At 73.7% G+C, this 21,945-nt stretch carries 16 protein-coding genes; 6 read left to right on the top strand and 10 right to left on the bottom strand.

The features are described from left to right. Positions 1 to 97: 97 nt before the first annotated feature. Together purH and purN are read right to left on the bottom strand one after the other, a co-directional pair. Positions 98 to 1,660 (bottom strand): bifunctional phosphoribosylaminoimidazolecarboxamide formyltransferase/IMP cyclohydrolase, encoded by a 1,563-nt coding sequence (gene purH, locus ACZ4SW_RS01700; protein WP_468236455.1) that lies wholly within the window; start codon positions 1,658 to 1,660, stop codon positions 98 to 100. Then, positions 1,657 to 2,439 carry a phosphoribosylglycinamide formyltransferase gene (purN, locus tag ACZ4SW_RS01695; RefSeq protein ID WP_468236453.1) on the bottom strand — a complete coding sequence of 261 codons (783 nt, stop codon included), beginning with the start codon at positions 2,437 to 2,439 and terminating at the stop codon, positions 1,657 to 1,659. Before purN ends, purH begins: the two co-directional genes overlap by 4 nt. 247 nt (positions 2,440 to 2,686) lie before the next feature. On the opposite strand from purN, the gene ACZ4SW_RS01690 reads away from it, so the two are divergent. Beyond that, entirely contained in the window at positions 2,687 to 3,475 is a 789-nt protein-coding gene (locus tag ACZ4SW_RS01690) for a hypothetical protein (RefSeq protein ID WP_468236452.1), read from the top strand. Between the two features lie 45 nt (positions 3,476 to 3,520). Here the strand turns inward: ACZ4SW_RS01690 and ACZ4SW_RS01685 are convergent, their stop codons facing one another. After that, on the bottom strand, positions 3,521 to 5,056 hold the full coding sequence (locus ACZ4SW_RS01685; RefSeq protein WP_468236451.1) for a cell division protein PerM: 1,536 nt from the start codon (positions 5,054 to 5,056) through the stop codon (positions 3,521 to 3,523). Positions 5,057 to 5,160: 104 nt separating this feature from the next. Between ACZ4SW_RS01685 and ACZ4SW_RS01680 the strand changes: the two genes are divergently transcribed. Beyond that, on the top strand, positions 5,161 to 5,967 hold the full coding sequence (locus tag ACZ4SW_RS01680; protein WP_468236449.1) for a sigma factor-like helix-turn-helix DNA-binding protein: 807 nt from the start codon (positions 5,161 to 5,163) through the stop codon (positions 5,965 to 5,967). 90 nt (positions 5,968 to 6,057) lie between these two features. On the opposite strand, the gene sucD is transcribed toward ACZ4SW_RS01680, so the two are convergent. The 6 genes from sucD to ACZ4SW_RS01650 form a co-directional block, all read right to left on the bottom strand. Further along, entirely contained in the window at positions 6,058 to 6,942 is an 885-nt protein-coding gene (sucD, locus tag ACZ4SW_RS01675; RefSeq protein ID WP_468236448.1) for a succinate--CoA ligase subunit alpha, read from the bottom strand. A 21-nt stretch (positions 6,943 to 6,963) separates the two neighbouring features. Further along, entirely contained in the window at positions 6,964 to 8,145 is a 1,182-nt protein-coding gene (sucC, locus tag ACZ4SW_RS01670; RefSeq protein WP_468236447.1) for an ADP-forming succinate--CoA ligase subunit beta, read from the bottom strand. A 780-nt stretch (positions 8,146 to 8,925) separates the two neighbouring features. Next, positions 8,926 to 9,987 carry a hypothetical protein gene (locus ACZ4SW_RS01665; protein ID WP_468236445.1) on the bottom strand — a complete coding sequence of 354 codons (1,062 nt, stop codon included), beginning with the start codon at positions 9,985 to 9,987 and terminating at the stop codon, positions 8,926 to 8,928. Between the two features lie 190 nt (positions 9,988 to 10,177). Further along, the gene (locus ACZ4SW_RS01660) at positions 10,178 to 11,356 is read right to left on the bottom strand and encodes a VWA domain-containing protein (protein ID WP_468236442.1); all 1,179 of its coding nucleotides are present in this window, start codon (positions 11,354 to 11,356) and stop codon (positions 10,178 to 10,180) included. Further along, positions 11,353 to 13,707, bottom strand: coding sequence for a DUF5682 family protein (locus ACZ4SW_RS01655; protein WP_468236440.1), 2,355 nt, complete (start codon positions 13,705 to 13,707; stop codon positions 11,353 to 11,355). The genes ACZ4SW_RS01660 and ACZ4SW_RS01655 overlap by 4 nt, the downstream gene beginning before the upstream one ends. Next, positions 13,704 to 14,924, bottom strand: coding sequence for an ATP-binding protein (locus ACZ4SW_RS01650; RefSeq protein ID WP_468236438.1), 1,221 nt, complete (start codon positions 14,922 to 14,924; stop codon positions 13,704 to 13,706). Before ACZ4SW_RS01650 ends, ACZ4SW_RS01655 begins: the two co-directional genes overlap by 4 nt. 134 nt (positions 14,925 to 15,058) lie before the next feature. On the opposite strand from ACZ4SW_RS01650, the gene ACZ4SW_RS01645 reads away from it, so the two are divergent. Together ACZ4SW_RS01645 and ACZ4SW_RS01640 are read left to right on the top strand one after the other, a co-directional pair. Then, the gene (locus ACZ4SW_RS01645; protein ID WP_468236435.1) at positions 15,059 to 16,411 is read left to right on the top strand and encodes an SWIM zinc finger family protein; all 1,353 of its coding nucleotides are present in this window, start codon (positions 15,059 to 15,061) and stop codon (positions 16,409 to 16,411) included. Between the two features lie 41 nt (positions 16,412 to 16,452). Further along, a complete protein-coding gene (locus tag ACZ4SW_RS01640; protein WP_468236433.1) occupies positions 16,453 to 18,075 on the top strand; it encodes a DUF5691 domain-containing protein in 1,623 nt (540 codons plus the stop codon). Between the two features lie 130 nt (positions 18,076 to 18,205). Here ACZ4SW_RS01640 and ACZ4SW_RS01635 read toward each other — a convergent pair whose 3' ends face one another. Further along, positions 18,206 to 18,622, bottom strand: coding sequence for a cobalamin B12-binding domain-containing protein (locus tag ACZ4SW_RS01635; RefSeq protein ID WP_059424972.1), 417 nt, complete (start codon positions 18,620 to 18,622; stop codon positions 18,206 to 18,208). A gap of 583 nt (positions 18,623 to 19,205) precedes the next feature. Between ACZ4SW_RS01635 and ACZ4SW_RS01630 the strand changes: the two genes are divergently transcribed. Continuing rightward, positions 19,206 to 20,063 carry a lipase family alpha/beta hydrolase gene (locus tag ACZ4SW_RS01630; protein WP_468236431.1) on the top strand — a complete coding sequence of 286 codons (858 nt, stop codon included), beginning with the start codon at positions 19,206 to 19,208 and terminating at the stop codon, positions 20,061 to 20,063. A gap of 266 nt (positions 20,064 to 20,329) precedes the next feature. After that, on the top strand, positions 20,330 to 21,871 hold the full coding sequence (locus tag ACZ4SW_RS01625; RefSeq protein WP_468236429.1) for a M23 family metallopeptidase: 1,542 nt from the start codon (positions 20,330 to 20,332) through the stop codon (positions 21,869 to 21,871). Positions 21,872 to 21,945 lie beyond the last annotated feature (74 nt).

The following is a 21,945-nucleotide window of genomic DNA, read 5'->3' as shown; positions in this document are numbered from 1 at the left end:
TCCCACCCCCACCCCCCCCCCCCCCCCCCCCCCCCCCCCCCCCCCCCCCCCCCCCCCCCCCCCCCCCCCCTCCCCCGTCATCACGGCCGGCCGCGGCTCAGTGGAAGAAGTGGCGCGTGCCCGTGAAGTACATCGTCACGCCCGCCTTCCGTGCCGCCTCCACGACCTGCTCGTCGCGGATCGAACCGCCGGGCTGGACGATCGCCCTGACGCCCGCGGCGATCAGGATCTCCGGGCCGTCGGGGAACGGGAAGAAGGCGTCCGAGGCGGCGTACGAGCCGCGCGCCCGCTCCTCGCCCGCCCGTTCGACGGCGAGCCGGCAGGAGTCCACCCGGTTGACCTGGCCCATGCCGACGCCGACGGAGGCGCCGTCCTTGGCGAGCAGGATCGCGTTGGACTTGACGGCGCGGCAGGCCTTCCAGGCGAAGGCGAGTTCCTTCAGCTCCTCGGCGCTCAGCGCCTCACCGGACGCCAGGGTCCAGTGCGCCGGGTCGTCGCCGTCGGCCTGCAGGCGGTCGGTGACCTGGAGCAGCGCACCGCCGTCGATCTGCTTGAGCTCGGCGGGGTTCTCCGGCGCGTTGGGCGCCCTCAGCACCCGGATGTTCTTCTTCTTGGCGAGTGCCTCGAGCGCGCCCTCCTCGTAGTCCGGCGCGACGATGACCTCGGTGAAGATGTCGGCGACCTGCTCGGCCATCTCCCGGCTCACGGGCCGGTTGACGGCGATGACACCGCCGTACGCGGAGACCGGGTCGCAGGCGTGGGCCTTGCGGTGCGCCTCGGCGACGTCCGCGCCGATCGCGATGCCGCACGGGTTGGCGTGCTTGATGATGGCGACGCACGGCTCGTCGTGGTCGTACGCGGCACGGCGCGCGGCGTCCGTGTCCGTGTAGTTGTTGTACGACATCTCCTTGCCGTGCAGTTGCTCCGCCTCCGCGAGGCCCCCGGTGCCGTCGACGTAGAGGGCGGCGGGCTGGTGCGGGTTCTCGCCGTAGCGCAGGGTGTTGCGGCGCTCGTAGGTCGCGCCGACGAAGTCGGGGAAGACGGAGTCGTCGACGGGCGCGTAGGAGGAGGCGAACCAGGACGCCACGGCGACGTCGTACGCGGCCGTGTGCTGGAAGGCCTCGGCGGCGAGCCGCTTGCGGGCGGTGAGGTCGAAGCCGCCGTCGCGGACCGCGGCGAGGACGTCGCCGTAGCGCTCCGGGCTGGTGACCACGGCGACGGACGGGTGGTTCTTGGCGGCGGCGCGGACCATCGAGGGGCCGCCGATGTCGATCTGCTCGACACACTCGTCGGGGGAGGCCCCCGAGGCCACGGTCTCGCGGAACGGGTAGAGGTTGACGACGACCAGGTCGAACGGCTCGACGCCCAGCTCGGCGAGCTGCTGCCGGTGGGTCTCGAGGCGCAGGTCGGCGAGGATGCCCGCGTGGACCCTGGGGTGCAGGGTCTTGACCCGGCCGTCCAGGCACTCGGGGAAGCCGGTCAGCTCCTCGACCTTGGTGACGGGGACGCCTGCGGCGGCGATACGGCCGGCGGTGGAACCGGTCGAGACGAGTTCCACACCCGCCTCGTGCAGGCCACGGGCGAGCTCCTCGAGCCCGGTCTTGTCGTAGACGCTGACGAGCGCGCGCCGCACGGGCCGCTTGGTGCTCTCGGCGGTCACTGGATAACTACCTTTCGTCCCTCAATGCGATAGCCGTTGCGGGCGATCCGCCCCACGACCTCGACGAGCAGTCTTCGCTCGACTTCCTTGATGCGCTCGTGCAGAGCGCTCTCGTCGTCCTCGTCCCGGACCTCCACCACGCCCTGCGCGATGATCGGCCCGGTGTCGACGCCGTCGTCGACGAAGTGGACGGTGCAACCGGTGACCTTGGCGCCGTACGCGAGCGCGTCGCGCACACCGTGGGCTCCGGGAAAACTGGGCAGCAGAGCGGGGTGGGTGTTGACGAACCGCCCGCCGAACCGGGCGAGGAACTCCTTGCCCACGATCTTCATGAACCCGGCGGAGACGACGAGGTCGGGTTCGTAGGAGGCGACGGCCTCGGTGAGGGCGGCGTCCCACGCCTCCCTGCTGTCGTAGTCCTTCACCCGGCAGACGAAGGTGGGCAGCCCGGCGCGTTCGGCGCGGGCGAGGCCCTCGATGCCGGTGCGGTCGGCGCCGACGGCCACGACCTCGGCCCCGTAGGCGGCGGCGCCGGTCTCGGCGATGGCGTCGAGGAGCGCCTGCAGGTTGGTGCCGGAACCGGAGACCAGGACGACCAGGCGCTTGGCCGCGGACTCGGTGACGGTCTCGGCCACGGACTCGGGCACGGCGGGGCCCTTTCTCGGGGAAGTGTGCGTGCGGTCGCTCGGGAGAGCGTTTGTACGGTCGTACGAATGCTTCGCGGCCCGCGATACGGGGAAGTCTACGAAGCGGCCGACCGTCAGCAACGATACCGGCACACCAGCGGGCCCCCGGGCGACGGGGGCGTGGCCGGAAGGTAGCGTCTGGGGAGGGAGCCACCCGGGGACGGCCCGGAAAGCGGTCCGAGGCGGGGGAACGCCGCACCTGCGCGGGACGTTGACCGGGTGAGGGGGGCCCGCGCGGGACCGCCTGCCCGGGGATGCGCCCGCCGTACGGCGAGCTCCGTGGACGAACCGCCCGCCCGTACCACCCAGCCCGTACCACCAAGGGGAAGACGCACACCTGATGCCGGACCGCAGTCTCCGACTCCCTCCGCTGCTGCTGCGCGAGCGGCACCCTTCGCCTGTGCCGCCGCAGGAGAGCGACGGGGCACCGTCCGCGGGCGGCGGGTCCGTCGGGGACGGTCGGGGACCCAAGGGGGAACCGGCGGACGACAACCCGTTCGCGCCACCGCCGGAGGGGGCGCCGGACCGCCCCTGGCAGCCGCGACGCCCAGGTCAGGGTCGGGGCGGCAGCGGCGAGGGCGGGCGTTCGCCCTGGGGCAGTCAGTGGAGCGACCGGCAGCCGGGCCCCGCGACGGGCGGCCGTTTCGGCGAGCGCCCGGGCGGCTCCGGCGGCCCCGGCGGCTCCGGCGGACAGGGCGGCCCCGAGGGTCCCGGCGGTTCCGGTGCGGGCCTGCGCTGGGATCCCACGGACCCGGCCCAGCGCCGTGCGCGGTACGCGCTGCTGGGCGGTATGTGGGCGTTCTTCTTCGCCCTGTTCAGCTGGACGTACGTGGCGCTGCTGCTGGGTGCGCTGTCGCTGTACTGGGGCGTGAGCGCCCTGCGCGCGAAGCCCCGCACCCCCGCCCCGAAGAGCCCTGCGCCACCGGCCCGCCCGCAGACCACGGCAGCGATCAGCGGCCTGGTCACGGCGTCCCTGGCGCTGGCGCTGGTGGCCACCACGTTCGCGGCGCAGCTCGTCTACCGGGACTACTACACGTGCGTCAACGACGCCTTGACGACGGCGGCGAAGCAGTCCTGCAACGACCTTCTGCCGAAGGACCTGCGGGGAGTCCTGGGGACGAACGGCTGACCTTCCCGGCCGTATCCCCTCCGGTCCGGTGAACCGACCGGGCGGTCACGACTCTTCCGGCCGGAACGGCGTCGGCCCCGACCCGTCCGGCAGGAACGGATCCACGTCCGCGGCCAGCACCTCGTACGGGATCAGGTCCGGGTCCTCCCAGGCCGCCTGGTCGGGCCCGTCCGCCCGCGCCCCCGCCGGTGCCGGCACCGGAGTCACCGCCGAGGCGACCGGGACCTCGGCCGACCGCTCCTCCACCCTCCGGACGGCCGCCCCGCGGACCTCCGCCCCCGCGGCCCGGACCGGCCGCTGTTCCACCCCACGCAGCGACCACCACCGCACCGCCGCCCCGACCGGCACCCCCACCCCCGCGATCCATCCCGCGGCGGCACCCCCGACCTGCCACCCCACCGGCCCGAACCGCGCCAGCGCCGCCACCCCGAGCGGCCCGCCGGACGCCTCCGCAAGCCCTCCGAGCAGCACCCCGCACACCACCGCGGCCGCCAGGACACCCGTCACCGTCCGCCCGGCCGACCACGCCGCCCCGCGCCCCCGTTCCCGCGCAGCGCAAGCCGCGAGCGCCACCAGCCGGCCCACCGCCGTCCCCGCCGCCACCGGCACCGCCACCACCGCCCAGCGCAGCAGCCCGCCCCCGTCTCCGGGCACGGCCGCCAGCAGCGGAAACGGCGGCAGCGACGACGGCGACGGCGCCGTCGACCACGGCCCCACGCCGTGCCCCGCCGCCAGCACGAACCCGGGCCCGAGCGCGTAGGCCGCCGCCCACACCGCCGCGTTCGGCACCAGGGCGACCGCCAGCAGCAGTACCGCGCTCCGTCCCGCCCAGCCCTGCGCGACCTGGAGGAACGACTCCCGCACCGCCCCGCCGTGCCACACCAGCGACAGCCCCGCGAGCAGCCCGCCCCCGCCCAGCAGCACGGCCACCCCGGCCAGACCCGCCCGTCCGACACCCCACAGCCACTCGTGTTCCGCACCGCCGAGGACGCGCAGCGCCCCGCACGGCCGCCCGTACGCCGTCCACACCCCCACCCCCGCAGCCGCCACGGCCACCAGTGGCAGGCCCACCAGGGTCCCCGCCCACGACGGCCGCAGCGCCCCGGCCGAGGCGTACAGCGCCGCCGCCACTCCCACCCCGGCATAGCCCGCGGCCACACCGCACCACACCGGTCCCGCCGCGACCGCCTGCGATCCCTCCGGGCTCTCCGCGTCCTCCACGCCGTCCCCGCCGGCCGCCTCCCGCGCCGCCCGGTACAGCAGCCACACCGGCACCACGGCCGGGAGCAGCGGTGTGATGCCGACGGGTGCGGGCAGCCCGGACAGCGTCTCGGCGCGGAAGAGCACCACGCCGTGCGCCAGCAGCCACAACGCGGCCGCCACCCGCAGTGCGCCACCCGGTCCGTCGTCGGGGTACGGCGTACTGATCCACAGCACGATCGTGAGGAGGGCGAACGCACCGAGCCCCAGCAACGCGGCAACCGCTCCGCCGAGCAGGCTCACCCCCAGCCCGGGCCACCGGTCGCGCGACCGGGCGAGCAGGGACGGCAACGGGGTGCGGCGGTCGATCCTTGGAGTCACGCCGCCATGCTCCCAACGACACGCACTTTTCCGGCGTAACGCGCGAAGCTCTGATGTGTCGTTAAAAATACTTTTATGTACTTTTCAGCACGAAGGGCCGTCCCGTGCGGCAGACCCTGACGCCTCATCAGGCCTTCGACGCGCTGTACGAGTACTGCGCCCCCGCGCTCGTACGGCAGGCGTATCTGCTCACCGGCCGGCGCGACCTGGCCCGCGCGGCGGTCGAGCGTGCCTTCGAGCTGGCGTGGCGACGCTGGCCCGAGGTGGCCGTGGACCGTGACCCCGCCGGCTGGGTACGGGCAGCGGTGCACGACCGGGCGCTCTCGCCCTGGCACCGCTTCCGCCTCCGCCACCGCCTCCCGGAGCCGCCGCCCCCGGGGCCCGCGAACCGCGCCCTGCTGCGCGCGCTCCGGAAACTGCCGCCCGCCCAACGGCGCACCCTGCTGCTCTACGACGGCCTCGGCCTGGACCTGCCGGACGTCGCGGCCGAGACGGAGGCGAGCACCCCGGCCGCGGCAGCCCGTCTGCTGCGCGCCCGCGCAACCCTGACCAGGCTCGTACCGGACCAGGCGGAACCGGAGGTCCTGCCCCGCAGGCTCGCCGAACTGGCCTCCTGGGAACTTCTCCGCGCCCCCGGGGCCTCCTCGGTCCGCACCCGCGGCGAACGCCACAACCGCCGGTGCACCCGCGCGGCGATCGCCCTGACGACGGCCGTCATCGGCATGACCACCCTGACCGTGCGCACCGCCCCGAACCACTACGAGCCACCGGTGGGCCCTGGCACACCCGTCCAGGACCTCCCCCCGCCCCTGGCCCAGGGGCCGCTGTCCCACGCCCGGACAGCGCTCCGCGCCAAGCTGCTGGCGGCCCCGCACCAGGGACCGGCCCGGCTGACCCCGGAACCCCGCTGAACCCGCGTGACGCGCTGCACCGCACAACAACGCCGGTGGGCCCGCCCCCGGAAGGGGTACGGGCCCACCGCACGTTCAGCCGGGCGGAGTTCAGCCGGCCAGGATCTCCCGCGCGAGCTTGGCGGTCTCCGTCGGCGTCTTGCCGACCTTGACGCCCGCCGCCTCGAGCGCCTCCTTCTTCGCCTGGGCGGTGCCCGACGAACCGGAGACGATGGCGCCCGCGTGACCCATGGTCTTGCCCTCGGGCGCGGTGAAGCCCGCGACGTAGCCGACGACCGGCTTGGTCACGTTCTCCTTGATGAAGGCCGCGGCCCGCTCCTCGGCGTCGCCGCCGATCTCACCGATCATGACGATCAGGTCGGTGTCGGGGTCGTCCTGGAAGGCCTTCAGCGCGTCGATGTGGGTGGTGCCGATGATCGGGTCACCGCCGATGCCGACGCAGGTGGAGAAGCCGATGTCCCGCAGCTCGTACATCATCTGGTACGTCAGCGTGCCGGACTTCGAGACCAGGCCGATGCGGCCCGGCTTGGTGATGTCGGCCGGGATGATGCCGGCGTTCGACTGACCGGGGGTGATCAGGCCGGGGCAGTTCGGACCGATGATGCGGGTCTTGTTGCCCTTCTTGCCGGCGTACGCCCAGAAGGACGCCGTGTCGTGCACCGCGATGCCCTCGGTGATGACGACCGCGAGCGGGATCTCGGCGTCGATGGCCTCGACGACCGCGTCCTTGGTGAACTTCTCCGGGACGAAGATGACCGTGACGTCGGCGCCGGTCTTCTCGATGGCCTCGGCCACCGAGCCGAACACGGGGATCTCGGTGCCGTCGAAGTCGACGCTCTGGCCCGCCTTGCGCGGGTTCACGCCACCGACGATGTTGGTGCCGGAGGCGAGCATGCGGCGGGTGTGCTTCTGGCCCTCGGAGCCGGTCATGCCCTGGACGATGACCTTGGATTCCTTGGTGAGGAAGATAGCCATGGTTGTCTTTGACCTCGTCCCTTACTTCGCGGCAGCAGCCAGCTCGGCGGCCTTGTCGGCCGCGCCGTCCATGGTGTCCACACGCTGGACCAGCGGGTGGTTGCGGTCGTCCAGGATCTGGCGACCCAGTTCGGCGTTGTTGCCGTCGAGGCGCACGACCAGCGGCTTGTTGACCTCTTCGCCCTTGGACTCGAGGAGCTCCAGGGCCTGCACGATGCCGTTGGCGACCGCGTCACAGGCGGTGATGCCACCGAACACGTTGACGAACACGGACTTCACGTCCGGGTCGCCGAGGATGATCTCGAGGCCGTTCGCCATGACCTCGGCGGAGGCGCCACCGCCGATGTCGAGGAAGTTCGCGGGCTTGACACCCTTGTGCTTCTCACCGGCGTACGCGACCACGTCCAGGGTGGACATGACCAGGCCCGCGCCGTTGCCGATGATGCCGACCTCGCCGTCGAGCTTGACGTAGTTGAGGTTCTTCTCCTTGGCCGCGGCCTCGAGCGGGTTGGCCGCCGCCTTGTCGTGGAGCTCCTCGAACTCGGGGTGACGGAACTCGGCGTTGTCGTCCAGGGACACCTTGCCGTCGAGGGCGATGACGTCACCGGAGGCGACCTTGGCCAGCGGGTTCACCTCGACCAGGAGGGCGTCCTCCTTGACGAAGACCTCCCACAGGCTGACCAGGACGTCGGCGACCTTGTCGGCCACCTCGGCCGGGAACTTGGCGGCCGCGACGATCTCCTGCGCCTTCGCCTTGTCCACGCCGTCGATGGCGTCGATCGCGATCTTGGCGACGGCCTCGGGGCGGGTGGCCGCGACCTCCTCGATCTCCATGCCGCCCTCGACGGAGGCGATGGAGAGGAAGGTGCGGTTGGCGCGGTCGAGGAGGAAGGAGACGTAGTACTCCTCGAGGATCTCCGGGGCGGTCTCGGCGATCATCACCTTGTGGACCGTGTGGCCCTTGATGTCCATGCCGAGGATGTCCGTCGCGCGGGCGACCGCCTCGTCCGGGGTGGCGGCCAGCTTGACACCGCCGGCCTTGCCGCGGCCACCGACCTTCACCTGCGCCTTGACGACCGACTTGCCGCCCAGCCGCTCGGTGATCTCGCGCGCCGCCTCAGGCGTGTCGATGACTTCACCGGCCAGCACCGGTACACCGTGCTTGGCGAAGAGGTCCCTCGCCTGGTACTCGAACAGGTCCACGCGCTTCCGTCCCTATCAGTGATCTCGCGGTTCGTTGGATGCGTGGGCGTGCCGCGAAGGGCAACGTGACGTCCGCTCTGTCACAAGGGAGGCGCACACGGTGTCCGAGCGCGCGGCATGTCCGTCTCGCAGGTTATCGCCGCTCGCGGGGCGTCCATAAATCGAGGGTCACACCTGAGCGGTGATACCTGTCACATGATGCCGGACTCTCTGGCACCGCGTGCCAGCGGTGAAGGGCCTCACCGGGCTGGGGTTGACCCGGTGAGGCCCCTGGAACAACCCCGAAGGGGTCAGGGCCACCGATCCCCACCCCAATGGGGACCGGTCGGCCCCTTCCGCGAGGTTCGGGGCGGACGGACCGACGGCTTTCGGTCGTCCGTCTCCGTCAGCCCGCGGAGTCGGTCGGGCGCCGTACGGCGGCGCCGGGTCGGACGGGGTCGGTGCGGCCTTCTCGCCGCTGGGACTGGGCTGGCTGGGCTGGGCTGGGCTCGGCGTGGCCCGGTCCCGGGTGCCGGGTGCCGGTGACGCCCTGGACGGTGAGCCGGCTTCTTCGCGGCCGGCTTCTCTGCGGCCGGCTTCTGCGGCTGGGGGGTGCGTCGCCGTCCAGGCGGTGCCGTCGGCGGCCCGCGCCGTGCGCGACGCCGGAGACGGTGTGGGTCGCCTTGGGGACGACGCCGTTCACGGCGCTGGAGGCCGTGCCGGCCGTGTCCGCGGTGGCGATGCCCGACGGGCACACCCGTGCCGCCCACGCGGCGGGTCCGGAGAGGCGGAGGTGCTGCCCTAACCGGGGGACTCGGGAAGGTCCCTGTGCCGGTCCCGGGTCCTGTCCGCGGTGACGGCCGCCGTGGCGCCTGGCACGAGCCCGTTCGGCGCCCGGTGGACCGAGGTGACGGCGCGCGCGTCGCCGTGGTGCGGCGAACCCGCGTCGGCGGCGGGCCGGTCGCCCAGCACCAGGGTCGCGTCGCCGCCGGGGATCCGGGGCGGGTGCGGGTGCGCGTGCGGGTGCGGGTGGGGGTACCAGTGCCGGTACGTGTGCGGGTGCAGGTGTTGGGCGGTCTGTACGGCGTGGGGCGCGGGCCCCGCGTACCGTGCCGCCGTCCCGCCGGGGCGCCCGGTGACCCGGGGCCCGGGGGTGTCGGTTTCCCGCTGCTTCGCCGTGCCGTGGCGCGCCGTGCCGCCGTCCGGTTGTTGCGGCGTGGCCGGCGCGGGCAGGGTGCGCACCGGGGGCGTCGGCCGGCCCGGAGCCGCCGGGATCCCGGGGAGACCGGGAAGGCCCGGCAGACCGGGCGGGGACGGCCGCCACGGCGGGGACGGAGCCGGCGGCCACTGCGCGGTCGCGTCCGCCACGCCCTCGGTCACCGCCCGCACCAGTCCGCCGACAGGCCCTGCGACCGCGTCGCCCACCGGCGGCACGAGGCCGTCGGTTCCAGGTGGCACCAACTCGTCGGCGACCGGTGGCACCAGTTCGTGGGCGACCGGCTGCGCGGCCTCGGTCACGAGGGGGACGAGGGCCCCGGCTGCGCCGGATGCGCTGCGCTGCGGGTGCTTGGAGGGGTGGACGCCCGGCTGCACGGTGGAACGGCCGACGGCCGTTTCGCCCCGCCCGCCTGACGGAGTTCCGTTCCCGGTCCCGGCCGCCGTGCCGGCTCTGGTCCCGGCAGCGGTGGGAGACCCCGGGGCCGCCGGTGTTCCGTCCGCGGCGTGTGCCTGTCCCTGGCACAGGAGTCCCAGCGCGAACAACGCGCCCAGCACCAGCGCGACGTGCAGCGCATGCCTTCCGGCCGCCGTACGCATCGCGCGCAGTGCGGCACCGGCGAAGGGCAGTGCGGCTGGCAGGGTCACGACGGGGAGAGCCTCCGTGCGGCGGAAACCAGGCGGGCACGGAGCGAACACCGCGCACCATGGATGCCGAGCGCCGTCGATCCTCGCACGGGACGCCCGCGATCGCGCAAGCCCGCTGTCACCGATGGACCGTCATATCCGTTTCCTCCTTGCATGGTGCGGTGTCCCGCCTCCGGGTCCTCGGTCGTCGTCAGGCCGTCTCCGGTATCGGCAGGGGCCGCTTCTCGATCGCCGCAGCCATCACCTCCGGGAACAGGTCGGGCGTGCACGCGAACGCCGGTGCGCCGAGCGCCGCGAGTGCCGCCGCGTGCTCCCTGTCGTACGCGGGTGCCCCCTCGTCGGAGAGCGCGAGCAGCGCCACGAACTGCACCCCCGACGCCTTCATCGCCGCCACCCGCTTGAGCATCTCGTCGCGGATGCCTCCCTCGTACAGGTCGCTGATGAGGACCACGACCGTCTCCGTGGGCCGGGTGATCTGCGACTGGCAGTACGCCAGCGCCCTGTTGATGTCCGTGCCGCCGCCGAGCTGGGTGCCGAAGAGGACGTCGACCGGGTCGTCGAGCTGGTCGGTGAGGTCCACGACGGCCGTGTCGAAGACGACGAGCCGGGTGGCGATCGACCGCATGGAAGCGAGCACCGCCCCGAACACGGACGCGTACACCACCGAGGCCGCCATCGACCCCGACTGGTCGATGCAGAGGACCACCTCCTTCTTCACCGACTGCGACGCCCGCCCGTACCCGATCAGCCGCTCCGGCACCACCGTGCGGTACTCCGGCAGATAGTGCTTGAGGTTGGCCGCGATCGTGCGGTTCCAGTCGATGTCCCGGTGGCGGGGCCGGGTGATACGGGCGCTGCGGTCGAGGGCGCCGGTGAGCGTGGCCCGGGTGCGGGTGGCGAGCCGCTTCTCCAGGTCCTCGACGACCTTGCGCACCACCGCCCGGGCCGTCTCCTTGGTGGTCTCCGGCATCGCCTTGTTCAGCGAGAGCAGCGTGCCGACCAGGTGCACGTCGGCCTCGACCGCCTCGAGCATCTCCGGTTCGAGCAGGAGGGCGGACAGCCCGAGCCGGTCGATGGCGTCACGCTGCATGACCTGGACGACGGACGAGGGGAAGTAGGTGCGGATGTCCCCCAGCCAGCGCGCCACGGACGGCGCCGACGCCCCGAGCCCCGCCGAACGGTCCCGCCCCTGCTGCGGCCTGTCGCCCTTCCCGTACAGCGCGGTCAGTGCCCCGTCCATCGCCGCGTCCCGCCCGGTCAGCCCATACCCGGTGCCGTCCGCCGCGTCTCCTCCGAGCACCAGCCGCCAGCGCCGCAGCCGCTCGTCGGCACCGGCGATGTTCGTGCCGTCGGTCGTGTGCGTGCTCATCCGGCCACCCCCACCAGGTCGTTGACATCGCTGCCGTCCGGTTCGTCCAGGCCGAGCAGCAGGCGCAGCACCGGGACCACGGCATCCGCCCGCCCGGCGTCGAGGTCGGTGCCGAACCCCGGAACGCCCGCCCCCGTGGCGGCCGTGCTCCCCCGCGTGCCCGGGCCGCGCCGCACCAACTCGCCGAGGGTGCGCCGCACTCCGGGCTCGTACGCCGAGAACGTCCGCCGCAGCAGCGGCAGCACATCGGTGAACGCCTCCGCCGGCACGCCGGTCAGCCAGGCGTCCACCAGCGCGAGCAGCCGCTCGTCGTGCACGAGCAGCATCCCGCCGCCGGAGCCGCCCCCGACGAACCCCTCGATCCACGCGGCGGCGTCCGCCGGTGGCGTCCCCGGCGACAGCACGAGCCCCATCAGCCGCGCGGCCTCCTCCTGCGCCAGTTCCCCCTCGTCCAGGAGCAGCCGCACGGCCCGCCCGCGGATCACCCCGGGGACGGTGTCCCGCCCGCCGAGCACCCTGAGGACGGCACGCCACCGCTCCCGTATGTCGCCGTGGTCCGCCCCGATGCCGTCCCCCAGCAGCCCCACCGCCCCGTGCACGGCGTCCACATGGCGCCGCATCTCCTCGGCCGCCTCGGCGTCCAGCGCGGCGCACGCCGGTGGCAGCCCGACGAACACGCGCTCGGCGAGACCCGCGGCCACCTCCCCCAGCGCCGTGGTGTCCGTGCCGCGCACGTCCCCGTAGCGCAGGGAGCGGACCAGGGCGGGCAGGGCCTGGGCGAGGTGGCCGACGTCGGCGTCGAGCGCGGCGCGGTCGGCGAGGACCCGCATCACCACGGGCAGCGCCTCCGTCAGTTCCGCCAGCAGACACCGCTCGGCGAGCGCGGTGACGTCGGCCAGGGACTGCGCGGCCGTCGCGTCCGCCTCGGCCCTGGCGGTCGCGGCGGCGAGCACGGTCGTCCCCCACACCCCGGCCTCCGCGACCCGCACCGCGAGCTCCGGTTCCCAGCGCAGCCGCCAGGTCTCCCGGAACGTCCCGGTGCTGCCGCGCGAGGCCGCGGGCTCGCCCCAGTCGATCCCGAGGAGCCGCAGCCGGTGCAGCAGCCGGCTGCGCTCGGTGTCGGTGTCCTTGCGCAGGTCCAGCTCCACCTCCCGCTCCAGCGGCTCGGGCTTGAGCCTGAGCCTCTTCTGGTGCCGGGCGAGGTCCCGCTGCAATGGCACGGCGGGGGCCGATTCCGGTACTCCGCCCATGTCGTCGCCGACCACGAGCCGGTCGTGCACCAGCGCCAGCGGCACGTCGGAGCCCTCGCACATCACCGCCCGCACCGCGTCGGTCGTCTCGGACAGTCCCGGCAGCGGGCGCCCGCGCAGCACGGCGAGCGTCTCGGCCAGCCGTACCGCCTCGATGACGTGCGCGGACGACACGATCCGGTCCTCGTCGCGCAGCAGCCCGGCGACCTTGGTCAGCCACCGCTCGACGGGCCGGTCGGGGGCGCGGAACAGATGCCCGTACCAGCCCGGCGAGTCGATGCCCGCCCCGTACCCACTGGCCCGGGCGAGCCTGCGGTGGGTCCAGGGCACCCAGGTCATGTCCGTCTTCACCTTGGGCAGGCCCTTCAGCAGGACGCGGTCGGCGGTGACGGAGGTCCGCTCGCGGAGCGCCGGCACGTGCCAGGCCCCGCACACCACCGCCACGTCCGGCCCGAACTCCCGCAGGGCCGCGCGTACCTGGAGCCGCATGTACGCCTCCCGCACGAGGTCCCGCTCGTGTCCCCCGGCGCCGTACTCCTCCCGCAGCGCGGCCATGGCCTCCTCGAGCACGGTGAACGGCGCGAGGGGGTCCCCCGTCCCCACGCCCCGGTGCTCGACGACGTCCTCCCACCACCGCTCCGGGTCGTCGTACCCGGCGGTCTCGGCGAGCACGGCGAGGGGGTCGATGCGGACGGTGTCCTCGGAGCCGTCGACCGCGTCAGGGTCCTCGGCTCCGGTGCCCGTCGGCTCCGGCCTCCCCCATGCCAGCGTGTGCGTCGCCGGCAGGTCGATGAACCGGGCCGGAACGCCCTGCCGCACGGCCCAGCGGATCGCCACCCACTCCGGGGAGAACTCGGCCAGCGGCCAGAACGCCGACCGTCCGGGCTCGTCCACGGCGTGGGCGAGCAGGGCGACCGGCGGCCGCATCTCCGGGTGGTCCGCGAGCGGGATCAGGGCGTCCGCCTCCGGTGGCCCCTCGATCAGCACGGCCTTGGGCCGCGTCGCCTCCAGCGCGGCCCGCACGGCCCGCGCGGAGCCCGGGCCGTGGTGCCGCACCCCGAGCAGCAGCGGCCCCGTCCGCGGCGAGTCGGAGTCCTTCACGCGGTCACCTCCCGGCACGCGCGGTAGAAGTCCGTCCAGCCGTCACGCTCGCGGACCACCGCTTCCAGGTACTCCTGCCAGATGACCCGGTCGGCCGCGGGGTCGCGGACGACGGCGCCCAGGATGCCCGCGGCGACGTCGCTCGGCCGCAGCACGCCGTCGCCGAAGTGGGCCGACAGTGCCAGCCCGTTGGTGACGACGGAGATCGCCTCCGCGGTGGACAGGGTGCCGCTGGGCGACTTCAGCTTGGTCCGGCCGTCCGTCGTGATCCCGCCTCGCAGTTCGCGGAAGACCGTCACCACGCGGCGGATCTCGTCGATGCCGTCGGGCACAGCCGGCAGGTCGAGCGAGCGGCCGATCTGGTCGACGCGGCGGGAGACGATGTCGACCTCGGCGTCGACGCTGTCCGGCAGCGGCAGCACCACCGTGTTGAAGCGGCGGCGCAGCGCGCTCGACAGGTCGTTGACCCCACGGTCGCGGTCGTTGGCCGTGGCGATCAGGTTGAAGCCGCGGACGGCCTGCACCTCTTCGCCCAACTCCGGTATCGGCAGCGTCTTCTCCGACAGGATCGTGATCAGTGTGTCCTGGACGTCGGCCGGGATGCGGGTCAGTTCCTCGACGCGGGCGGTCATCCCCTCGGCCATGGCCCGCATGACGGGGCTCGGCACCAGGGCGTCGCGGCTGGGGCCGTGCGCGAGCAGCCGCGCGTAGTTCCACCCGTAGCGGATCGCCTCCTCCGGGGTCCCGGCCGTGCCCTGCACGAGCAGGGTCGAGTCGCCGCTGACGGCCGCCGCCAGATGCTCGGACACCCAGGTCTTCGCCGTGCCGGGCACGCCGAGCAGCAGCAGGGCGCGGTCGGTGGCGAGCGTGGTGACGGCGACCTCGACGATGCGGCGCGGGCCCACGTACTTCGGTGTGATCACCGTGCCGTCCGGCAGCGTGCCGCCCAGCAGATAGGTGGCCACGGCCCACGGCGACAGCTTCCAGCGGGCCGGGCGCCGCCGGTCGTCCTGGGCGGCCAGTGCGGCGAGTTCGTGGGCGAAGGCGTCCTCGGCGTGCGGCCGGAGCGCTTCCGCGGGCGCGGTGCCCTTCTCCTGCGCCGGTGTGCGCACGGGCGCGGACGTCGGCCCGCCGGGGCTCGCGTCCCCGCTTCCGTTCGCGGGCGCGGACGGGTTCGGGTTCGCTTCGACGGACTTCTGGTCAACGGACACACGCATGGCCGTATCCCCCTCCAGCTCGGCCGGTTCGGATCTGCCACCAACCGTGCACCACGCCACTGACAATGCGTCATGACCTGCGGTTACGCCGTCGCGAGGGTCGATTGTCAGTGCCGGGACCTACCGTCGACGACATGACTTGGCAGGGGGAGCGCTGGACCGCCGACCAGGTGCTGGCACTGGCACCTGACGCGGCCTCACGCAAAGCGGGAAGCAAACTCGGCACGGCGGGACCGTGGTCGGAGGCGGGCAGTTCCGACGAGGGGACGGTGTGGGGACTGTGCAAGGGCAGTGGCATCAAGCCGTACCAGACGGTCGTCGACATCGCGGACGCGGCGGGGCCCGCGTACAAGTGCAGTTGCCCGAGCCGGAAGTTCCCGTGCAAGCACGCGCTGGGGCTGCTGCTGCTCTGGGCGGGCGGGGACGGCGTGGTGCCGCGGGGTCAGGCGCCGGACTGGGCGGAACAGTGGCTCGAGGGGCGTCGGCGGCGCGCGCAGGAGAAGCGGGCGACCGGCGGCTCGCAACCGGCCGCGTCCGCCGATCCGGAGGCGGCCCGCCGCAGGGCGGAGCGGCGGGCCGAGCGGGTCACGGCGGGGGCGACGGAGCTGGAGCAGCGGCTGGCCGACCTGGTGCGCGGTGGCCTGGCCGCGGCCGAGCAGGCGGGGTACGGGCTGTGGGAGGAGACGGCCGCCCGCATGGTGGACGCGCAGGCTCCGGGACTGGCCGGGCGGGTGCGGGAGTTGGGGGCACTGCCGGCGTCGGGGCCGGGCTGGCCGGTGCGGCTGCTGGAGGAGTGCGCGCTGCTGCACCTGCTGGACCAGGGGTGGCTCAGGCGTGAGCGGCTGCCGGAGGGACTGGCGGCGACGGTCCGTTCACGCGTCGGCCTCGCGGGTTCGCCCGACGGTCGGCCCGTCCGCGACCGCTGGCTGGTGCTGGCGCAGTACGACACCTCGGACGGCCGGCTGACCACCCGCCGGATCTGGCTGTACGGCGAGAAGTCCGACCGCACGGTGCTCCTCCTCTCCTACGGAGCGGCAGGGCGTGCGCCGGAGTTGATGCTGCCGGTGGGGCTGGCCTTCGAGGCCGACGTGACGTCCTACCCGGACGCGGGGCAGCTTCGGGCGGCGCTGGGCGAGCAGTTCACGCCCCCGGCCCCGGCAGCGACGAGACCGCCTGGAATGGCCACGTCCGACGCGGCGGCGCGGTACGGGGAAGCCCTCCGGGCCGACCCGTGGCTGGACTCGTGCCCCGTGACGCTGGACCGCGTCGTACCGACCCCGCTCGACGGCTCCTGGCAGCTCGCGGACGCCGACGGCGGCATGGCTCTGCCCCTGACGCCGTCCGCGGGCAGCCGACCGGGCCTGTGGCGGCTGGTCGCGCTGTCGGGCGGCGCTCCGGTCACGGTCTTCGGCGAGTGCGGGCACCGCGGTTTCACTCCGCTCACCGCCTGGCCCGAGGGTGCCGGAGAGGCGGTCCCGCTGTGCTGACGACACCCGAGCGACTCCGTACCGACCCGGAAGGGGCTGGCATGAATACGACTCCCGCTCCCGCGGACCCGTCCTCCGCCGTCTCCTGGGAGGAGCTTGTCACGGTGGCCCTGCTGGGCACCGACCGGCGCACTCCCCCCTGGCTGCCGTCCGGTCCGCAGGCCGCGACGGCCCTGCTGGACCTGGCCGCCGTGCAGACCGTCCGCCGCAGGGCCGGGCTGCGCCCCGCACCGGCCGGGCCGCGTCCGGAGCCCGCGGCGACGGACGCCCGCCCTCCGTTGCCCCCCGCGGCGGCCCGCAGACTGGCCCTGCTGCTGTCCGACCGGCCCGGCCCGGGCGGCGGCGGCCGCCGGGGGGCGGCCCCCGACCTGATGGAGCTGCTGCCGCAGTGGCTCGCGCTGGCCAACGAGCACGGCTACGCGCCGCCCCCGCAGACCCTGCCGGCCCTGCTGGACGCGGCCCGCGCCCGCACGGATCTGCGGCCGGCGGCACTGGCCTTCGCCGGACCGCGCGCCCTGTGGCTGGCCCGGCTGAACCCGGACTGGCGCTTCGCGCTGCGCTCCGCGCCCGGCGGCGGGTCCGATCTGCCGCCGCCGGAAGAGCCGGACCGTGTCCGGCGCCTGTGGCAGGAAGGCCTGTTCGCGGAACGGGTGGCCCTGCTCACCACCCTCCGCGCACGACGCCCCGCCCTCGCCCGCGACCTGCTGGCGGGCACCTGGGCGACGGAGCGGGCCGAGGACCGCCTGATGTTCCTCGACTCGCTGCGCACGGGACTCGAGCCCGCTGACGAGCCCTTCCTGGAGCAGGCGCTCTCCGATCGCAGCCGCAATGTGCGGGCCACGGCGGCGGAGTTGCTGTCCGCGCTGCCGGACTCGGCCCTGGCCGGGCGGATGGCGGCCAGGGCGGCGGCCTGTGTCGCGGTCGACCCCACGCAGGGGGAGCCGACGCTGGTGGTCGAGGCGCCGCACGAGTGCGATCCGGGCATGGAGCGCGACGGAGTGGTGCCGAAACCACCGGCGGGGCGGGGCGAACGATCGTGGTGGCTGGGCCAGTTGGTGGAGGCGGCACCGCTGGGCACATGGCGGGTCCGGCTCGGCGGACGTACGCCGGAGGAGATCCTCGCGCTGCCGGTCGCGGACGACTGGCGGAGCGAACTGCACGCGGCCTGGTGCCGGGCGGCGGTACGGCAGCGGGACGCCCCCTGGTCGCGGGCCCTGCTCGGCCCGCCGTCCGCGCCGGAGGCCGCGGGCCCGGGGGCGGTGTCCCTGGCGGAGCGGGCGAAGCTGCTGTCGACGCTCGAAGCGGGGGAACGGGCCGACTGGGTCGCCGGGTTCATCGCCACCCACGGCCTGTCGGAGGCGTTCCAGCTCCTCGGGGTGTGCGCGGTGCCCTGGGCCGCTCCACTGGGCCGGGCCGTCGTGGACGCACTCAACATCGCGCGGGACGCCGGAAGTTACCCGTGGAGCTTCAGCGGCGTGATGGGGCTGGCGGAGCGGTGCCTCGACCCGGCGGAGGCGAGCCGCCTGGACGCGCTGACGGCGATACCGGACGAGCCGGAGGACGCGTCCCCGGGAGCGGGCGGCTACTGGGCGGAGGCGTTCCAGCGCCTGACGACGACGCTGCGGCTGCGGGCGGCGATGACGGAGGAACTGCGGAGTGCGTGAGTCCGGGGGCCGCATCCGGCCCCTCGGTCCCTCCGCCTCCACCGGACCCCGATCAGCCTCCACGGCCGGCCGGCTGTCCCCGGCCCGGAGCGGGTCCGGCCTCGGTGGACGCGACACCGCCCACGGAGCCTTACGCCCCGGCCGGCTGCCGTACGTTCGCCCGTACCCAGTCCACGATCGACGCGGTCGTCGCCCCGGGCGTGAAGATCTCCGCCACGCCCTTCTCCTTCAGCAGGGGGATGTCCGCCTCGGGGATGATGCCGCCGCCGAAGACCAGGATGTCCTCCGCGTCGCGCTCCTTCAGCAGGTCGATCACCGCGGCGAACAGCGTGTTGTGCGCCCCGGACAGGATCGACAGCCCGATCGCGTCGGCGTCCTCCTGGAGCGCCGTGTCGACGATCTGCTCGGGCGTCTGGTGGAGACCGGTGTAGATGACCTCCATTCCCGCATCGCGCAGCGCCCGCGCGATCACCTTGGCCCCGCGATCGTGGCCGTCGAGCCCCGGCTTGGCCACCACCACGCGGATCGGACCGGCTGCCACACCCATCACTGCCTCCATGAAGCGACTACACACACCCTGTACCGATGTACCGCCTGCCGCCACATCACCGCACCGGCGGACACACGGACCGCACGCTCGGCACGCCTCGCACCGGCGGATCACGCCCCGTCGGCACCGGCGCCGCACGCCGTTCCGGCCCGGGAAGTGAACGAACGTTATCGCCAGCATCCCGCAACCGGCAGTTTCACGGTGGTGACCGAGGGGGAAATCACACAATGGGACACGTTCGCCGCGCAGGGTCCCCCTCCCCGCGGCACACGCGCCGCAGCAGCGGCTCGAGCGCCGTGGATCGAGGGGATCGTGCGCAAGGAGAGCCGCGAAAGGAATGCAAGGGCACGAAAGCGGGAGCACCACCCGTACGAGGAGGACGGGACACCGCGCCACGAGGACGGGCGGGTTCGCGTCACCACGACGAAAAAGGCGCCCGTCGCGTCACGGCGCCGTATGCGCCGCGTCCGCGGCAGGCCGTACCCGCGGCACCCGCCCCGCAGGCCACCGCCACGGCTTTCCATGAGGGCACACGGGGGACACGGAGACGTCCTCGCGCGTGCCGACGGGAGGTCGGCCAATGAAGGTCACCGGGGTAGTAGAGCCTCTGGTTCCGCTGTGCCAGCGCCTGTTCCCCAGCAGACTGGCCGGACTCTCCGTCGCGCTGCTGAAGGCGACCGCCCTGGAGCTGGCGATTCTCGCCGGGCACCTCCTGCTGTACCCGTCGGGGATCATCCAGGAGCGCCGCTGCGCCCCGCTCCCGCCCCCTCCGGACACCGCCAAGCTGCCCACCGGGGCCAAGCCCCCGGTGATCCTGCTGCACGGGTTCATCGACAACCGCTCGGTCTTCGTCCTCCTGCGCCGGAACCTCGCTCAGCACGGCCGCCAGCACATCGAGTCACTCAATTACTCACCGTTGACGTGTGACATCCGCACCGCTGCCGAGCTGCTCGGCCGGCATGTCGAGGAGATCTGCGAGCGCACCGGACAGCGGCAGGTGGACATCGTCGGGCACAGCCTGGGCGGCCTGATCGCGCGGTACTACGTGCAGCGCCTGGGCGGCGACCTCCGCGTACGCAGGCTCGTCACGCTGGGTACACCTCACTCCGGCACCCGCGTCGCCCCGCTGGCGAACGCGCATCCCATCGTCCGCCAGATGCGCCCGGGCTCGGAGCTGATCGAGGAACTGCACGAGCCGGCCCCCGGCTGCCGTACGCATTTCGTGAGCTTCTGGAGCGATCTGGACCCGCTGATGGATCCGCTGGAGGCGGCGTGCGTCGACCATCCGGACCTGGTGGCGCAGAACATCCGGGTGAGCGGGATCGGCCATCTGGCCCTGCCGGTGCACCCCGCCGTCGCGGCCGGGATACGGCAGGCACTGGACTTCGAGGAGCCGGCGGCGGCCGCGGCCCACACCGGCGGCCTCACGGTGGCGTGAGGCCCGCCGCGCGGCACACCTGGCCCGGCAGGCGGTACCCGCGACACATCACCCGCACAGCCGCCCGACAGCCCCCGGACACCCGCACACTATCGAACATTCATCGAACGCAGCGCCAAGGCCTTGGGCGGTGACCGCCGAAACACGGCCGAATGCCCGTTTCCTGCGCACCGGAAACCTGCGGAAGATTGTCGCGCCGCCGTACCGCCGGGTACAGTCGCCGCACTGCTCTGGCAGCCCTTGTTGTCGAGGCGAAAGAGAAGTCGGTGAACGACCGTCACCCGTCGGGGACCGCAACTCCCCCGGCCCCGGCTCCCGATGCCGCCTCGGCGCAGTACGCGTCGTACGGCCCCCAGGGCGGCCAGTACGGTGAGTTCCCGGCCTACGCCGACTCCACCACGGCCTTCGCGACCGACCCCCTCTTCGGCACCCTCCCGGGTGACGGCGGGACCGGTTCGTACGACGCCGGACAGTGGTCCACCGGCAGCCTGAACACGGGCAGCCACGACACGTTCGGCACCGGCACGCACCAGAGTCCGTACTACGACCCGTACGCCGCCCAGCACCACGCCGCGTTCGACACCGGCGTCCACGACACGGCGGCGTGGGCGACCGGCTACCAGCAACTGGCCGCCATCCCCGCGCAGGCCCCGCCCCCCGACGCCACCGGCCAGTGGGATGCGCAGGCCTGGCTCGAGGCGGAACAGTCGGCGGGCCTCACCCAGCAGTGGGAGTGGGGCACGCAGACCTTCGACACGGGCACCTACGACGCCACTCAGTGGAATTCGGCGGGCGGCCCGGAACACGAGACGGAGCAAGCGGCCACCGGCGGCTTCGAGCACGTGGCCCAGGATCCCTTCGCCGACGCCGAGTCCTTCACGGAGCCCTTCGCCGAGTCCTTCGCGGACGCCGAGCCCTTCGATCATCAGACGGCCACCGCCACCTTCGGCCAGCTTCCGTCCGGGCATCCCGCGGACGACGATCCGTCCGGGGCGGCCGACGAACTTCCGCTGCTCGACGGCCAGGAAGAGCGCGCCCCCGTCCCGTCCCCGCGTGTCGCGTCCCGCGCCGGGAGCCGTTCCCGGCGTCGCACCCCGGCGAAGCGGTCCGCGCTGCTCACGGTCGCCGTACCGTCGGTGTGTGTCATGGGGGTCGCCGGGATCGCCGCGGCGACCGTCGGCGTGGGCGGGGACGACGGCAAGGACACCACGGCGAGCGCCGCCGAGACACCGGTGAAGCCGTCCGCCGCCAACAAGAAGCTGGACTCCCAGCTCGCGAACCTCTCCGCGGGCGCCAACGACTTCGCGGACCGGGCGAGTCGCACGCAGGAACGTATCGACCTCAAGGCCCAGCAGGTGGCCGAGAAGAAGAAGGCGGCGGCCGAGGCGGCGCTCAGGGAGCGACTGCGGCCCAAGTTCGTGCTGCCGGTCCTGCAGAAGGGCCTCAGCGCCTACTTCGGCCAGGCGGGGGTCAACTGGATGTCCGTGCACACCGGCATCGACTTCCCGGTGGCGTACGGGACGACGGTGATGGCCGCGACCGACGGCACCGTGCAGACCAAGTGGAACAGCGCGTACGGCAACATGCTGATCCTGACCGCCAAGGACGGCACGCAGACCTGGTACTGCCACCTCTCCAGCTACCGGGTACCGGCCGGTGCGACGGTGAAGGCCGGTCAGCCGATCGCGTACTCGGGCAACTCGGGCAACTCCACCGGTCCGCACCTTCACTTCGAGGTACGGCCGGGCGGCGGCGCCCCGATAGACCCGCTGCCGTGGCTGCGGAGCCACGGGCTCGACCCCACCTGACCGACCGACCGCCCGTCAGACCGGCCCGCCCGAACCACTGTGCTCCGGAGCGGCCCCCGCCGTTCGGCGAGGGC

It is taken from the genome of Streptomyces sp. NPDC028331 (genome assembly GCF_055565775.1).
Note: the sequence above shows the minus strand (reverse complement) of the source record. Positions and strands in the feature narration are given on the sequence as shown.